The organism is Paraburkholderia gardini (genome assembly GCF_907164575.1).
GTDB lineage: Bacteria > Pseudomonadota > Gammaproteobacteria > Burkholderiales > Burkholderiaceae > Paraburkholderia > Paraburkholderia gardini.
Genome location: NZ_CAJQYY010000021.1, coordinates 17,610 through 33,301 on the forward strand (window position 1 = coordinate 17,610; position 15,692 = coordinate 33,301).

At 63.8% G+C, this 15,692-nt stretch carries 16 protein-coding genes; 9 read left to right on the plus strand and 7 right to left on the minus strand.

The features are described from left to right. Positions 1–14: 14 nt before the first annotated feature. Positions 15–437: a rubrerythrin family protein gene (locus tag LPA34_RS17790; protein WP_228980541.1), complete on the minus strand. Its 423-nt coding sequence runs from the start codon at positions 435–437 to the stop codon at positions 15–17. A 148-nt stretch (positions 438–585) separates the two neighbouring features. Then, entirely contained in the window at positions 586–804 is a 219-nt protein-coding gene (locus LPA34_RS17795) for a hypothetical protein (protein WP_228980543.1), read from the minus strand. 23 nt (positions 805–827) lie between these two features. On the opposite strand from LPA34_RS17795, the gene LPA34_RS17800 reads away from it, so the two are divergent. Beyond that, positions 828–1,187, plus strand: a complete 360-nt coding sequence (locus LPA34_RS17800) for a DUF3564 domain-containing protein (RefSeq protein WP_228980545.1) — start codon at positions 828–830, stop codon at positions 1,185–1,187. A 69-nt stretch (positions 1,188–1,256) separates the two neighbouring features. Here the strand turns inward: LPA34_RS17800 and LPA34_RS17805 are convergent, their stop codons facing one another. After that, positions 1,257–1,835 carry a phospholipase D family nuclease gene (locus tag LPA34_RS17805; RefSeq protein ID WP_228980547.1) on the minus strand — a complete coding sequence of 193 codons (579 nt, stop codon included), beginning with the start codon at positions 1,833–1,835 and terminating at the stop codon, positions 1,257–1,259. A gap of 290 nt (positions 1,836–2,125) precedes the next feature. Here LPA34_RS17805 and LPA34_RS17810 point away from each other — a divergent pair, with 290 nt between their 5' ends. Then, on the plus strand, positions 2,126–2,671 hold the full coding sequence (locus tag LPA34_RS17810) for an Mpo1 family 2-hydroxy fatty acid dioxygenase (protein ID WP_228980549.1): 546 nt from the start codon (positions 2,126–2,128) through the stop codon (positions 2,669–2,671). Here the strand turns inward: LPA34_RS17810 and rarD are convergent. Continuing rightward, positions 2,668–3,564 carry an EamA family transporter RarD gene (gene rarD / locus LPA34_RS17815; protein ID WP_228980551.1) on the minus strand — a complete coding sequence of 299 codons (897 nt, stop codon included), beginning with the start codon at positions 3,562–3,564 and terminating at the stop codon, positions 2,668–2,670. The genes LPA34_RS17810 and rarD overlap by 4 nt on opposite strands. A gap of 470 nt (positions 3,565–4,034) precedes the next feature. On the opposite strand from rarD, the gene egtD reads away from it, so the two are divergent. Then, positions 4,035–5,003: an L-histidine N(alpha)-methyltransferase gene (gene egtD, locus LPA34_RS17820; protein WP_228980553.1), complete on the plus strand. Its 969-nt coding sequence runs from the start codon at positions 4,035–4,037 to the stop codon at positions 5,001–5,003. Positions 5,004–5,058: 55 nt separating this feature from the next. Here the strand turns inward: egtD and LPA34_RS17825 are convergent, their stop codons facing one another. Continuing rightward, the gene (locus LPA34_RS17825; protein WP_228980554.1) at positions 5,059–5,355 is read right to left on the minus strand and encodes an acylphosphatase; all 297 of its coding nucleotides are present in this window, start codon (positions 5,353–5,355) and stop codon (positions 5,059–5,061) included. 202 nt (positions 5,356–5,557) lie between these two features. Here LPA34_RS17825 and hpnA point away from each other — a divergent pair, with 202 nt between their 5' ends. Then, the gene (gene hpnA, locus LPA34_RS17830; RefSeq protein WP_228980557.1) at positions 5,558–6,571 is read left to right on the plus strand and encodes a hopanoid-associated sugar epimerase; all 1,014 of its coding nucleotides are present in this window, start codon (positions 5,558–5,560) and stop codon (positions 6,569–6,571) included. Positions 6,572–6,684: 113 nt separating this feature from the next. Next, the gene (locus tag LPA34_RS17835) at positions 6,685–7,215 is read left to right on the plus strand and encodes a hypothetical protein (RefSeq protein ID WP_228980558.1); all 531 of its coding nucleotides are present in this window, start codon (positions 6,685–6,687) and stop codon (positions 7,213–7,215) included. Positions 7,216–7,269: 54 nt separating this feature from the next. On the opposite strand, the gene LPA34_RS17840 is transcribed toward LPA34_RS17835, so the two are convergent. Next, positions 7,270–8,448, minus strand: a complete 1,179-nt coding sequence (locus LPA34_RS17840) for a glycosyltransferase (protein ID WP_228980560.1) — start codon at positions 8,446–8,448, stop codon at positions 7,270–7,272. Positions 8,449–8,887: 439 nt separating this feature from the next. Here LPA34_RS17840 and ispH point away from each other — a divergent pair, with 439 nt between their 5' ends. Both ispH and hpnH read left to right on the plus strand, forming a co-directional pair. Beyond that, positions 8,888–9,832, plus strand: coding sequence for a 4-hydroxy-3-methylbut-2-enyl diphosphate reductase (gene ispH, locus LPA34_RS17845; protein WP_228980562.1), 945 nt, complete (start codon positions 8,888–8,890; stop codon positions 9,830–9,832). Between the two features lie 10 nt (positions 9,833–9,842). After that, positions 9,843–10,997, plus strand: a complete 1,155-nt coding sequence (gene hpnH / locus LPA34_RS17850) for an adenosyl-hopene transferase HpnH (RefSeq protein ID WP_228980563.1) — start codon at positions 9,843–9,845, stop codon at positions 10,995–10,997. Between the two features lie 109 nt (positions 10,998–11,106). Here the strand turns inward: hpnH and LPA34_RS17855 are convergent, their stop codons facing one another. Next, on the minus strand, positions 11,107–11,712 hold the full coding sequence (locus LPA34_RS17855) for an MlaC/ttg2D family ABC transporter substrate-binding protein (RefSeq protein WP_228980565.1): 606 nt from the start codon (positions 11,710–11,712) through the stop codon (positions 11,107–11,109). Between the two features lie 178 nt (positions 11,713–11,890). Here LPA34_RS17855 and hpnN point away from each other — a divergent pair, with 178 nt between their 5' ends. Further along, the gene (gene hpnN, locus LPA34_RS17860; RefSeq protein ID WP_228980567.1) at positions 11,891–14,518 is read left to right on the plus strand and encodes a hopanoid transporter HpnN; all 2,628 of its coding nucleotides are present in this window, start codon (positions 11,891–11,893) and stop codon (positions 14,516–14,518) included. Further along, positions 14,515–15,495 carry an MlaA family lipoprotein gene (locus tag LPA34_RS17865; RefSeq protein WP_228980572.1) on the plus strand — a complete coding sequence of 327 codons (981 nt, stop codon included), beginning with the start codon at positions 14,515–14,517 and terminating at the stop codon, positions 15,493–15,495. Before hpnN ends, LPA34_RS17865 begins: the two co-directional genes overlap by 4 nt. Positions 15,496–15,692 lie beyond the last annotated feature (197 nt).

A 15,692-nucleotide genomic window follows, 5' to 3' on the forward strand; every position in this document is an offset into this window, starting at 1 on the left:
CGGCGAGCGGCCTGTCAGTCGACCAGCGCGTCGAGTGCCTTCGTATAGCGATTCGCGTGACTGCGCTCCGCTTTCGCGAGCGTTTCGAACCAGTTCGCGATTTCATCGAAGCCTTCTTCGCGCGCCGCCCTGGCCATGCCCGGATACATATCGGTGTATTCGTGCGTTTCGCCAGCAATCGCAGCCTCCAGATTCAGACGCGAAGACCCGAACGGCAAGCCCGTCGCCGGATCGCCGGTCGCTTCGAGATATTCGAGGTGACCGTGTGCGTGCCCGGTCTCACCTTCGGCGGTCGAACGGAACAGCGCGGCGACATCGTTCTGTCCCTCGACGTCGGCCTTGGCTGCGAAATATAGATAACGACGATTCGCCTGCGATTCGCCAGCGAACGCGGCCTTCAGATTTTCTTCGGTTCTGGAGCCCTTGAGCTGTGACATCTGATGCCTCCATCCGTGCCTGCATTGTGGGTGCGCGCTGGACATCGGTGCGTCTCTTCACGCGCTTTGAGAGCACATGCCGACGCCACACGCCGGATGTGCCTCTTTAAATCTAGGAGTTGCGCAACCCGTTCCCCAATTGTGTTTTTCAATGCAGCCGATAGTCGAACGCGGCGGTTTTCACGCTTTTTGCGTCTTTCAGGCGGGCATTTTTCACAATAGCTGACGCCGCTGCCTTGCCGCTGTCATGGCGCGTGGGTCCGCGCAAGTATTCCGTAACAAGTGCCCGATGCAATTTGCGGGAACGTCTTGCTAATACATTGCTCCGACCTAGACTGAAGGCATCCCGCGTCTCCACGTTCGTCATCTATCTTTCGTCCGGAGCTCCCAATGCGCCTCACGATTTTGATCAACGGGTCGGATCCCAGCGTGAATCACGATTACGCTGTGCTCTGGCTCGATACCGAGCAGCATCGATGGTCCAGAGAAGCACATCAGGGCATCGACTTCCCCGCATGGGGGGAAGTGCATGATGTCGATGGCGTGACGACGCTGTGCGCACCGCGCGACGACGAGCCGCTTTGCACGTTGCGCGGCCTGCATGTCGATCGCAAGCTGCGCGTGAGCGCGGCGCAAGGCTCGGCGGCATGGTCGTCGGCGGTGGCGCATGCGCCGATGAGCGGCTACTGGCGGCTGCAGGCCGTCGACCGCCAGCCCGTGCATGCCGAACATGGCGTGTTCGACAACTGATGCTGTTTGACGCGGCGCGGCCGTGATTCCGATGCGCGAAGCGCGGCATCTGGAATGCTGTCCGGAAGGTCAGTACGGCGTGGAGACCCTGAAGCGCTCGTTCCAGTTGTCGACGTACGCTCTCACGATCCTGTCGTCACCGCGCACGAGAAACCCGTTCTCGGCGTTGCGTTCCTGAGCCGATTTCGTGAAGTTGAACGAACCGGTGAAAACGCTTGCGTTATCGAACACCATGACCTTGTTGTGCGCGATCGCCGGTTTCGTGTCGATCACAACCGGAATGCCCGCATTGCGCAGGAACGTCGCGCTCGAATATCGCTGCGAAACCTGGCTCTTGTCGAGAATGACGCGAACGTCCACGCCGCGATCTTTGGCGCGCTTGACGGCGGCGGCGATCGGCGCGCTCGTGAACGAGTAAGCCTGGATCAGCAGCGTGCGCCGCGTGTTGTTGATTTCGTCGACGAGAAGATCCTGGCAGCTTGCGCCGTTCGGCACGAAACAGACCCTGTACGACGCGCCCGGCGCAAATGGCACGCCAGGCTCCGCGTGCGAAAAAAGCTGTTTGCTCCACGTGGACAGCGAGGACTCCGCGTGGGCGACGGACATTGAGAACGCTAAAGCCGCGACGGCAAGAATACGTACACGCATGCGATGTTTCTGACCCGGAAGTGCCGTTCGGAAGAGCGTGAAAGTATATCGGCATGGCAACGCCTTCGCGATCTTTTCGACACCTTTTCGGCGACGTGAAGCATTCCGTCGTTCGATCACAGGCGCGAAATCACATGTTGCGTGACAGCGTGTCGATAAGCGCCACTTCGCTGCCAGTCGAGGAAAGACTCGAATTCATCGACCGGTTTCCGTGCGAAATTGTCGGCTACCCGCAGGTTTGAAATGACTTTGCCGGCGGTTATGAAGAATTCGATCCGGGGACGTCATCCATGAGAACACTCACCGAACAGTTGACGCAGTACGCGGCGTATCATCGCGACCGCCGCAATATCGCCACGCACTTCGTCGGCATTCCCATGATCGTGCTTGCCGTTGCCGTGCTGCTGAGCCGGCCCGCGCTCGCCTTCGCCGCGTTGCCGTTCCCGCTTTCCCCCGCGTGCGTGCTGGTCGTCGTCATGGCGCCTTACTACCTCGTGCTCGACGTGCCGCTCGGCATCATGATGGCCGCGGCGCTTGCGCTGTGCGTCGCCGCCGGCCAGTGGCTCGCCGCGCAGTCCACGCTGACGTGGCTCGTTTCCGGTGTGGGCCTCTTCGTGGTCGGCTGGGTGTTCCAGTTTGTCGGCCACGTTGTGTATGAACATCGCAAGCCGGCGTTCGTCGACGATCTGACCGGACTCGTCATCGGTCCGCTCTTCGTACTCGCCGAAGCGTTGTTTGGCCTGGGCTGGCGCCCCGCGCTACGCAAAGCCGTCGAGGCGCGGGTCGGCGCGACGCGCATCAATCCCGCCGCGCCGGTTCCCGCGCAGCGACGCTAGCGCGGCGCGAAGCGCACAAGGCGCACGCCATGCAGCGCGGTCAGCGCGACGGCGATCCAGATCGGCCCGTAAGTGGCCAGCTGCGCGGCCGTAAGCGTCTCGCGCAGCAGCGTCACCGATACGATCACGAGCAGCACCGGCTCGACGTAGCCAAGAACGCCGAAGAGCGCCATCGGCAACAGCCGGCTCGCCTTCAGATACGACGCGAGCGCAACGGTGCTGAGCGCGCCGAGTCCCGGCAACAATAAAAACCACATGTCGTAGCGGCCAGCGAGCAATGCGAGCGACCCGCCTGTCACGACAAACGCAATCGCGACAGGAAAAAGCAGCGCCACTTCGAGCGCAAACGCAGTCAGCGAATCGGCGTTTATCTTGCGGCGCAACACGAAATACGGCGGATAGCCGAGCGCGACGAGCAACGTCGGCCAGGAAAATGCGCGCGTCATCCACAGTTCATGCGCGACGCCGAGCGCCGCGCATGCGACAGCCAGCCATTGCAGCCCTTCAAGACGCTCGTGATAGTAAAAGCGCCCGACAAGCACCATGGTCAGCGGCAACAGGAAATAGCCGAGCGAGACTTCGAGCATGCGGCCGTGCAGCGGCGCCCACAGGAAAACCCATAACTGCACGCCAAGCAGCGCGGCGCTTACCACCAGTGCAAACCCGATGCGCGGCTGTCTGAGCGCGCGCAGCGCGAGTTCGCGTAACGCCGGCAGCCTTCCCCGCAACGCGATCAGAAGCAGCGCGCCGGGCACGGTCCAGATGATTCGCCACGCGAAGATATCGAGGCCCGTGAGCGGCGCGAGCAGCTTTGCATAGGCCGAAAGCAATGCGAACAGTGCCGAAGCGCCCACGGATAACGCGATGCCGCGTCCCGGCTCATACTGGTTCATCGATCCGCCGGCAGCGATACCGCGGCATTCGAGCTGCGCAGCACGCGCTGAACCTGCCCGGCAAACGGCAAAACACCTGCCGTGCCGCGCTCAAAAGAGGCGTCTTTCATTTTCATCACAAAGATTCGTAGAGGCGGGCGGCGCATCGGAAAAGGGGCAGCTGTCACCGCCGCGTAAAAGCAAGCCCGCATTCTAGACGCAGACGCGTCGCCCCGATCGCTGCATTTATTCCGTGCGCATCGGCGCCCGATGGACTAGAACGTAACTTCACCCGTCAGCAGCGATTCCGGTTTAGGGATAACCTTTCGCGTCGAACCGCTTCGCACGTGCAGCCGACAAGCGCGATTCTTGCTTCAACGCACGTCCTTGCCATCATCAGCGCGGGCACGTACCCGCCTTTCCGATGCGCGCGTCACCGATGCGCGCCAACCCGCACGGCCAGCAGCCACCACCGAAAAGAGGAACACTGCATGACTCAGCCTGCGCTATTGCAAGAAGTGACACCCGGATTTGCCGTTGAGGTCCGCGCCGGCCTGACAAAGGCGCCGCAAAAGGAATTGCCGTCGAAATACCTTTACGACGAAGTGGGCTCCGCGCTCTTCGAAGTGATCACGGCGTTGCCCGAATACGGCGTCACGCGCTCGGAAGAGCGCCTCTTGGCGCGTCACGCCACCGACATCGTCGCGCAGCTTTCACCGGACGTCACCGTCGCCGAACTCGGCAGCGGCAGTGGCCGCAAGACCCGTCGAATTCTTGAAGCACTGTGTAAAAAGCGTCCCACTTCTTACTGCCCGATTGAAATTTCGCGCACTGCTTTGCAATTGTGTCGGCGCGAGCTCGGCGATATCGAACGGATTTCGATTGTCGGTTATGAGAAGGATTATCTGGCGGGGCTCGCGGAAGTCAGCGAAAAGCGGCCGGACGGAGAGCAACTGCTGGTGCTGTTCCTTGGCAGCACGATCGGCAATTTCGGGCGGCTCGCGGCGACACGTTTTCTGCGCGACATCCGCATGATGCTGAAGCCGGGCGACGCGCTGCTGCTCGGCACGGACCTCGACAAACCGGTGCCGACGCTCGTCGCTGCCTACGACGATCCGATCGGCGTGACCGCGGCGTTCAACCTGAACCTGCTCGCGCGGATCAACCGCGAACTCGACGGCGATTTTCCGCTCGATGCGTTCGAACACGTCGCGCGCTTCAATCCGGAAGTGCGCAGCATCGAGATGCATCTGCGCGCGAAACGGCGTGTGAGCGCGCATGTCGCGGCGGCACGGCTCACGGTGACGCTGGAAGAAGGCGAGACGATCTGGACGGAAAGCAGCCACAAATATCGCGCCGACGAAGTCGGGCCGATTGCCGGCGATGCGGGCTTCACGTGCCAGCATCAATGGATCGAACGCGATTGGGGTTTTGCGGAAAGCCTGCTGGTGGCGCGCTAGTTCTTTCGGGAAGCGCGGCGCGGCATGCGCGCCGCGTGTTTTGCTTCGCGCGCGTCTAGTGCTGCTCGAAGCGCTCGTAGCGTTTTTCGGTCGACCGTTCTTCGCCGCTGACTTCGGTCACGCGCGCCGAAGGCGGTCCGTGACGCAGCCACGACAGCATCCGGTCGACCTGGTTGGCCGTGCCCTGCAACATCGCATCCACCGAGCCGTCCTCGAGATTGGCGACCCAGCCCCGGATGCCGAGCGCGTGCGCCTGACGCACGGTCGCGTGACGAAAGCCGACGCCCTGCACCATCCCGCGCACACGCACGTAATACGTTTCGATTCGTGAATCCAGATCTGGCGCAGTCATGCCGGCTTCTCCTGACTATCTTTTCAAGCCGGCATTCTAGTCGTCCCACCGGATTGATGCTGGCTTGCACGACATTGCGGCACACGCCGGTGACCGCCGCGCGCGCTCCACGTACAATCCGTCGACCATTCACCCGGCGCAGCCCGCTTTCGCACGCCCACGCGAACGAAACGCCGCGCGCCATGCAGGGAAACCGAAACGGATGACCGATCAGAATCGCGATCTGGTGCTCGTCACCGGCGCCTCCGGCTTTGTCGGATCGGCAGTGGCGCGCATTGCACAGCAAAAGGGTTTTGCGGTGCGCGTGCTCGTGCGCGCGACGAGTCCGCGGCGCAACGTCGAGGCGCTCGACGCGGAAATCGTCGTGGGCGACATGCGCGACGAGGCGTCGATGCGCGCCGCGCTGCGCGGTGTGCGCTACCTCTTTCACGTCGCCGCGGATTACCGTCTGTGGGCACCGGACCCGCTCGACATCGAGCGCTCGAACCTCGAAGGCACCGAAGCGACGATGCGCGCGGCGCTCGCCGAAGGCGTCGAGCGGATCGTGTACACGAGCAGCGTGGCCACGCTGAAAGTGACGAGTTCCGGCCAGTCCGCCGATGAAACCTCGCCGCTCACGCCCGACAAGGCAATCGGCGTGTACAAGCGCAGCAAGGTGCTGGCCGAGCGCGCGGTGGAACGCATGATCGCGCAAGACAGGCTGCCCGCCGTGATCGTCAATCCGTCGACGCCGATCGGCCCGCGCGACGTCAAGCCGACGCCGACCGGGCGCATCATCGTCGAGGCGGCGCTCGGCAAGATTCCGGCGTTCGTCGATACCGGCCTGAATCTCGTGCACGTCGACGACGTCGCCGCCGGGCACTTCCTGGCGCTGGAGCGCGGCAACATCGGCGAGCGCTACATTCTGGGCGGCGAAAACCTGCCGTTGCAGCAGATGCTTGCCGACATCGCGAATCTCACCGGCCGCAAGCCGCCGACGATTGCGCTGCCGCGCTGGCCGCTGTATCCGCTGGCCGTCGGCGCGGAAGCAGTCGCGAAGTTCACGAAGCGCGAGCCGTTCGTCACGGTCGACGGGTTGAAGATGTCGAAGAACAAGATGTACTTCACGTCGGCGAAGGCGGAGCGTGAACTCGGTTATCGCGCGCGCCCGTATCGCGAAGGCTTGAGCGACGCGCTGCAGTGGTTCCGGGAGGCCGGTTATCTGAAGAAGGCATGAGCGCTGTCGCCGTACGGCCGCACATGCACTTTGTTACAACGTCGGCCGGCCGGCATCCGTTCAGGGCCGCACGCAGCGGTTAAAATCGCCGGTCTTACCAGAGAAAGTCTCGCATGAATCTTCAAGAACAGATTGGCGCGCTCGAAACGGGCGTCGATCAGCTCCATCAGCTCATCCAGGTCGCGCTTGCCCCGAAGGCCACGGCTATGGCCGCCGCGGAATCCGCGGCAGAAGTGGCATCGGAGGCCGCCGCTGAAGCCGGCGCCGGCGCGGCTATGTCGCCCGGGCCCGCTGAACTGGACGCTCCCGTTGCCGGTGAAAAGCCTGCGCTCAGCATCGCCCGTCCGGCGCAGAACGAAATCACGATGACGATCGGCGGCCAGACCGTCTCGCTGCATACCGAACAGGTCGGTCAACTGATCGAGGAACTGGCGAACGCGCGCGCGTCGATGACGCCCGAGCCGCCGGGCGGCCTGCCGACAGGCTGGCGCTTCGTATCGACGAAGAATCCGGTGATGGCCGCGCAGAAGCAGTCGAACGGCGACCGTCTGCTGGTGCTGCGTCACACCGGCCACGGGTGGGTGCCGTTCACGTTCTCGCCGGAGATGGTTGTCCAGATGTACGCGATGCTGACGCAGCGTTGATGCAGAAGGCGGCGCATTGCGCGCCGCCCGCGCCGTTTGCGGTTCCGGGCGGTTCTAGCGCTCCTGCACCGGCGCCTGAACCCGCGCTTTCCACTGACCGCCCTTGCCGCGCCAGTACCGCAACGCCGAAGCGAACGTCGCGCCGACATAGAACAGCGCGACGAGCGGCAGGAACGGCGCCCACAGCGGCGAGCGGCCGTAGTACCGGAGCATCGGCGCGTAGGCGCAACACATCAGCGCCCAGGCAAGCCACGCCGGCCAGCCGAGCGGGCCAAGCACGAGCGCCACGACCGGCGGAACCAGATAGATGACCGCCATGCCCACAAGCGTTCCGGCCAGCAGCCAGCCGTTGTAGCGCAGCTGCGTGAACGCCGTGCGCGCGATCATGTTCCAGATGTCCTTCCAGCTGTCGTAGGGCCGCAACGAAACGCTGCGCGCTGCGACGTCCAGCCGGATCGGATGACGCCCTTCGCCGCGATGCTTGATACGCGCCGCGAGGCTGCAGTCGTCGATCAGTTCGGCACGGATTGACTCGATGCCGCCGGCTTCCTCGAGCGCGGTGCGCCGCACCAGCATGCAGCCGCCGGCGGCCGCTGCCGTCCTGTTGCGCGGGTTGTTGACCCACGAGAACGGATAAAGCTTCGCGAAAAAGAACACGAACGCCGGGATCAGCGCCTTTTCCCAGAAGGAATCGCAGCGCAGACGGACCATCAGGGAGACGAGATCGCGCTTTTCTTCCTCGGCGCGCACGACAAGCTGCGTCACGGCATCGGCCGGATGACCGATGTCGGCGTCGGTGAGAAGCAGGAAGTCGGCGGCCAGGCCGAGCGTTTTGACAGCCTCGATGCCCTGCGACTGCGCCCAGACCTTGCCGGACCAGCCCGCCGGAAGCGGCTTCGCGGCCAGCACGGTCAGCCGGTCGGCACATTGCAGCTGGAGCGCGGCGGCGCGGGCGGCGTCGGCGGTGCCGTCGGTGCTGTGGTCATCGACGACGATCACGTGGAACGCGCCCGCGTAATCCTGACCCAGCAGCGAAGCGACCGCCCGGGCGATCACGTCGGCCTCGTTGCGGGCCGGCACGACCGCGACCACGGCTGGCCAGCCTTCGCTGCCGCGCGGTTTCGCGGCCAGTGGAGCTGCCGGACGCGTGCGCCAGAACCCGCCGCGCGCGAGCAGCAGCACACCCCAGATCAGCAGGGAAAGACACGAAAGTGCAAACAGAACCAGGATCATGCGTTGCCCTCAACCGACAGGTCTCGCGCGGAAACGGCCCATTCCGGCGCCCGGTGCGGCAGTTCGCGTGCGACGCGGGCGCGGACATATTCGGGGCGGTCGACCTTCATCCTGCGAGCCTTGAAATGCATCCGGTGATCCGGACAGTGAAGCGGCCCGTGAGGCGGCCAGCAAACGCAGCCGTTACAAGCGGGTACCGCAAGGTCCGATAGTTTAAGGGTTCCGCACCCGCGCTGCAGCGAGTCATTATTGCCGCGGCGTTTGTGGTATCGGACATGTCCTGGAAAGCGCGTCCTGGCCGATCGCGTTAGAATGCGCGTTTGGTTTTCGGTGTGCCGGCTCCGGTCGGACTCAATACACCATCTAATATGATGCCGCGGCGATAAGGTCGTTTTTACCGACTTCTTCGAAACCCGCGTCAGTCGGAGTTCGCCAGCCTATGCGAGTCATCCTTGCTCAACCCCGCGGCTTTTGTGCGGGCGTTGTCCGCGCGATCGAGATTGTCGATCGCGCCTTGCAGCAACACGGGGCGCCCGTTTATGTGCGCCACGAAATTGTCCACAACCGTCATGTGGTCGATAACCTGCGCCGGAAAGGCGCCCGTTTCGTCGAGGAGCTCGACGAGGTGCCCCAGGGCGCCGTGGCGATTTTCAGCGCGCACGGCGTCGCCCAGACCGTCGAGCGTGATGCGGAACAGCGCGGCCTCGACGTGCTCGACGCAACCTGCCCGCTTGTCACGAAAGTGCATGTTCAGGGTCGTCAGTACGTGGGCTCCGGCCGCACGCTGATTTTGATCGGACATGCCGGGCATCCGGAAGTCGAAGGGACGATCGGCCAGATTCCCGGCAAGGTGCTGCTTGTGCAAAGCGAGGCCGAAGTCGGTACGCTCGATCTGCCGCTCGACACGCCGCTTGCGTACGTCACGCAGACCACGCTTTCGGTCGACGACACACGCGACATCATCGACGCGCTGTTGCGCCGCTTCACCGACATCGTCGGCCCGGATACGCGCGACATCTGCTACGCGACGCAAAACCGCCAGGCGGCGGTGCGCGAACTGAGCACGCAGGTCGATGTGCTGCTGGTCGTCGGTGCGACGAACAGCTCGAACTCGAACCGTCTGCGCGAAATCGGCGGCGAAACGGGTGTGCCGAGCTACCTCGTCGCCGATGGTTCCGAAGTGCGGCCGGAGTGGTTTGCGCATGCGCAGACCGTCGGTATCACGGCGGGCGCGTCGGCGCCGGAGGAAATGGTTGAAAACGTGATCGATGCGCTGCGCGCATTGGGGTCCGTCGAAGTCACGACGATGTCGGGCCGGGAAGAGAAAGTTGAATTCAAGTTGCCGTCAAAGCTGACGCAACCACTCGCTGCACGCGAAGTTTAAGGAGGACGTCTTGTCTATTCCGTTTCTGCAAAAATTCCGGGTCGGCGCATACATCATGCGTCAGCACCTTTCAGGCAACAAACGCTACCCGCTCGCACTGATGCTGGAACCGCTGTTCCGCTGCAATCTGGCGTGCAATGGCTGCGGCAAGATCGACTATCCGGATCCCATCCTGAACCAGCGGCTTTCGCTGGAGGAATGCCTTGGCGCTGTCGATGAATGTGGCGCGCCGGTGGTTTCCATTGCAGGCGGCGAGCCGCTGCTGCACAAGGAAATGCCGCAGATCGTCAAGGGCATCATGGCGCGCAAGAAATTCGTGTACCTGTGCACGAACGCGCTCCTGATGGAAAAGAAGATGGACGATTACGAGCCGAATCCGTACTTCGTCTGGTCGGTTCACCTCGACGGCGACAAGGAAGCGCACGATCACTCCGTTTCGCAGGAAGGCGTGTACGAGAAGGCCGTCGCCGCGATCAAGGAAGCGAAGCGCCGCGGTTTTCGCGTCAACATCAACTGCACGCTGTTCAACGACGCCGTGCCGGAACGCGTCGCCGCGTTCTTCGACACGCTCGGGCCGATGGGCGTCGACGGTATTACCGTTTCGCCGGGGTACGCGTACGAACGCGCGCCGGACCAGCAGCACTTCCTGAACCGCGACAAGACCAAGCACCTGTTCCGCGAAATCTTCAAGCGCGGCAACAACGGCAAGAACTGGTCGTTCAGCCAGTCGAGCATGTTCCTCGACTTCCTGGCCGGCAATCAGACGTACGAATGCACGCCGTGGGGCAACCCGGCGCGCACGGTGTTCGGCTGGCAAAAGCCGTGCTATCTGGTCGGCGAAGGGTATGTGAAGACCTTCAAGGAACTGATGGACACAACCCAGTGGGAAAACTACGGTACGGGCAACTATGAAAAGTGCGCGGATTGCATGGTCCACTGCGGGTTTGAAGCGACGGCCGTGATGGATACGGTCACGCATCCGCTGAAGGCGCTGAAGGTCGCGATTTCGGGCCCGAAAACGACCGGGGCGTTCGCGAAGGATATTCCGTTGGACAAGCAGCGTCCGGCGGAATACGTGTTCTCACGTCACGTCGAGATCAAGCTGGAAGAGATCGGACGGACGGGTAAGGGCAAGAAGGTGGAAAAGGCGGCTGCGGCGCACTGAGCGGCGCGCGAGGTCTTCCGCCCCGGCTGAAATGAAAAGAGCGCAACGGTTGATGCCGTTGCGCTCTTTTTACATCCGGCGACACTGACGAAGCCCGACGGCCCCGGGCTTACCCCGCGCTGTGCGCGTTATGCGCGATCATGAACTTGATCAGCCCGTCGACGCCACCCTTCGCGAGTTGATCGGCGAACTGCGTCTGGTACACCTGAATGAGCCAGGCGCCCATCATGTTGATGTCGTAAATCTTCCAGCCGCTGGCCGTCTTTTCCAGCCGGTAGCCGATCGCGTCATCGCCACCATTGCTGATCACGTGCGACTGCACGACGGCGTCCCTGGCGCCCGGCGCGGCCGTCGACGGCAGGAAGTTGAACTTGACGTCCTGGTCGCGCAACTGCGACAGCGATGCCGCGTAGGTGCCCACCAGCAGTTTCTGGAACTGCTCGTACAGCTGCTTCTGCTGCTCGGGCGTCGCGGTCGTCCACGCCTTGCCGACCGCGATGCGGGTCGTGCGCTGGAAGTTCGTGGAAGGCACGAAGTGCGTCTCGACGACCTGCGTAATCTTGCCCATGTCGCCGCCGCGTGCCTGCGGATCGGCCTTCATTGCGTTGACCGTGCCTTCGACCGCGGCTTTCACGACCGCATCGGGCGCGCTTTGTGCAAAGGCCGCAGTGGACACCAGGGCGGTAACAACAAATGCAGACAGATAACGTTTCATACGCTCTTCGGAACAGGAAGGAAAATGATCCGCTGAACTGCCAGCGGGAACCATTGAGGGCCAGTATACCGATTTTGACTGCGCCATCCCGCCTCCCTCCGCGCGCGGGGCTGCCGCGTCTGTATACTTGTGCCCTTTCGCCGAATACGCCATTAACGACAGGGACTCTCCCGCCTGTATGCTGAAGTTATCCATCGTCCGCCTCGTTGCGTGGTCGGTGCGCCATGCCCTGTGGGTCATCGCGCTCTCGATCCTGCTCGCCGTCGCAAGCGGCATCTACGTCGCGCATCACTTCAAGATCAATACCGACATCAGCCGTCTGGTCGAAACCGACGCGCAATGGTCCGGCCTCGAAAACGCGATGGATGCGGCCTTCCCTGACCGGGGCCAGACCGTTCTCGTCGTCGTCGAAGCCCGTGCGCCCGAATTCGCCGATGCCGCCGCCCGCGATCTCACGGCCGCGCTGCAGAAGCAGTCGAAGGAATTCGTCGCGGTTTCGCAGCCCGAGGCCGGCCCGTTCTTCGAGCACAACGGGATGCTGTTCCTGCCACTGAACCAGGTTCAGTCGACCACCACGCAGCTCGCGCAGGCGCGCCCGCTGATCAATTCGCTCGCGCACGATCCGAGCCTGACCGGCCTCGCCGGCGTGCTGACCACGAGCCTGCTGCTGCCGTTGCAGATCGGCCAGATCAAGCTCGCCGACATGAGCCACCTGCTGTCGAAAAGCGCAACCGTGCTCGACGGCGTGCTCGCCGGCCAGCCGTCCGTGTTCTCGTGGCGCGCGCTGGTGGACAAGGACGCGGCCAAAGAACCGGCGCGTGCCTTCGTCACGGTGCAGCCGGTCGTCGATTTCGGCGCGCTTGAACCCGGCGCGCGCGCCTCGGCGGACATTCGCGCGACCGCTGCGTCGCTGCATCTGGATACGCAGTACGGCGCGACCGTCCGCCTGACCGGCGAACAGCCGCTCGCGGACGAAGAATTCGCCTCGGTGAAAGACGGCGCCGTGGTGAACGGCATCGGCACCATGCTCGTCGTGCTGGTGATTCTCTGGCTCGCGTTGCGCTCGAAACGGCTGATCCTCGCGGTATTCATCACACTTTTCGTCGGCCTCGCGATCACCGCCGCGCTCGGGCTGATGATGGTCGACGCGCTCAACATGATCTCGGTCGCGTTCATGGTGCTGTTCGTCGGGCTGGGGGTCGATTTCGGCGTGCAGTTCGGCGTGAAGTATCGCGAGGAGCGTAACCATGACGACCGCCTGCCGGCCGCCCTGCTGAACACGGCGCACAGCATCGGCGTGCCGCTCACGCTCGCGGCCGTGGCCGTCGCCGAAAGCTTCTTCTCGTTCCTGCCGACGGCCTATCGCGGCGTGTCGGAACTGGGGAAAATCGCGGGCGTCGGCATGTTCGTCGCGTATTTCACGAACATGACGCTGCTGCCGGCGCTCCTCAAGGTCTTCGCGCCACTGCCCGAGCCGGTCGCGCCCGGCTTCCGGCAACTCGCGCCGGTCGACGATTTTCTCGACCGCAACCGCAAGCCCGTGCTGATCACGACGCTCATCGTCATCGTCGGCGCGTTGCCGTTGCTGCTGCATCTGCGCTTCGACTTCAATCCGCTGCATCTGAAGGATCCGCACACGGAATCCATGGCGACGCTGCTGTCGCTGCAGGACGCGCCGGAGGCGTCGGTGAACAACGTGCACGTGCTCGCGCCAACGCTCACGGCCGCCGACCAGATGGCGGCGAAACTGTCGGCGCTGCCGGAAGTCGGCCGTGTGACGACGCTCGACACGTTCATTCCCGCCGACCAGCCGCAGAAACTCGCGCTGATTGCGAGCGCGGCGCAGCAACTGCTGCCGGCGCTCACGCAAACGCCCGCGCCGCCTGCCACGGACGCGAACCGCGTCGCCGCGCTCAAACGCGCCGCCGGCCAGCTCGCGCTGGCCGCTGGGGACCATCCGGGTCCGGGCGCCGCCGAAGCGCAACATCTGTCGGCCACGCTGACGAAGCTCGCCGCCGCCGATGCCGGCACGCGCGATCGCGCCGAACGGGCGATGTCCGCGCCGCTGAAGATCGCGCTCGGCCAGCTGGGCGCGTTGCTGCAGCCCACGCCAATCACGCGCGAAACCGTGCCGGCGCAGATTGCGCGCAACTGGGTTTCGGCCGACGGCCACGCGCTCGTCGACATCTCGCCGAAGGTTGTGCCCGGCGCCGATCCCGGCGACGACGTGATGCTGCGCCGCTTCGCACACGCGGTGAAAGCGGCCGAACCCGGCGCGATCGGCGGCCCGATCTCGATCCTGCATTCCGCCGACACGATCATCAAGGCGTTCATGCAGGCGGCCGGCTGGGCCGTGCTGTCGATCACGATCCTGCTCTGGATCACGCTGCGCCGTTTCGGCGACGTGCTGCGCACCCTGATTCCGCTGCTCGTTTCCGCGGTGGTCACACTCGAGCTGTGTGTCGTGTTCAACATGCCGCTCAACTTCGCGAACATCATCGCGTTGCCGCTGATGCTGGGCGTCGGCGTGGCGTTCAAGATCTACTTCGTGATGGCCTGGCGAAACGGCCAGACCGGGCTCCTGCAATCGAGCCTGACGCACGCCGTCATCTTCAGCGCCGCGACCACGGCGACGGCGTTCGGCAGCCTCTGGCTGTCGCACCATCCGGGCACATCGAGCATGGGCAAACTGCTCGCGCTGTCGCTGTTCTGCACGCTTGTCGGCGCTGTGGTATTCCAGCCTGTACTGATGGGAAAACCGCGCCCCAGGCGCGCTACGAAAAAACACCACGGGATTGACGGATGAAGATGCAAACCTCCGCGCTGGCGCTGGTCGTCGCGTGTGTTGCCAGCGGCTGTGCAACTGGCCCTGACCGCAAACCCGGCGATCCGCTGGAACCGATGAACCGGGCCGTCTTCAAGTTCAACGACTCACTCGATACCTACGTTGCACAACCGATCGCGAAGGGTTACCAGAAGGTCACGCCGGGTCCGCTGCGCACGGCCATCAGCAACTTCTTCTCGAATCTCGGCGATCTGGGCAACGCAGCCAACAACCTGATGCAGTTGCACATCACGGACGCAACCGAAGACGTCATGCGCTTCGCGTTCAACTCGACCTTCGGCATTTTCGGGCTGCTCGACTGGGCGACGCCAGCCGGCCTGCCAAAACATCATCAGGACTTCGGACTGACGCTTGGACGCTGGGGCGTGCCGTCGGGTCCGTATCTGGTACTGCCGCTGTTCGGGCCGAGTTCGTTCCGCGACAGCGTCGGATTCGCGGTCGATTTCCGCTTCAATCCGCTGAATTACGCGGAGCCGGCGGTGCGCAATCCGATGTATGGGTTGCAGTTCGTCAGCAAGCGCGCCGACCTGCTCGGCGCGACCGATCTGCTTTCGCAGGCGGCGCTCGACAAGTATTCGTTCGTCCGCGACGCGTACACGCAGCAGCGCATCTCGCTGCTGCGTGCAGCGGGTGCCGTGGGCACGTCGCCGGCCGCGTTGCCGGATTACGGCGAGCCGGACGATTCCAGCGCAGCGCCGGCTTCAGGCGCTTCGGGTGCTGCGCCTGGCGGCCTGCCCGATTACACCGATCCGGGCGAAGGCGCCGCGGATTCGACCGCGCCGGCACCGGCTTCCGGCACGCAGCCCAACGCGCCACCGGATGTGCCGAACTACACCGATCCGGGCGAGACGCCTGCTTCGGGTGCATCGGGCTCGACGCCGCCCGCCGATAACCAGACGCCCGAGGTCGCACCGTTGCCGAAGCCGGCCGTGCAATAAGCCGCCCGTTTTGCGGGATGCAACGGAAACAGCCCGACAGGTGCGAACCTGTCAGGCTGTCGTAGGGGCCAGGCTACGTTCGAAGGAAGACTTTCACTGCTGGGTGATAGCCAGTGTCGCACCAGACTATTCAGCCGCTGATTCGGCAGAAAAACCCTTATAAGAGGCGCATAAGCAATTCATGGCTCTATCGTGCT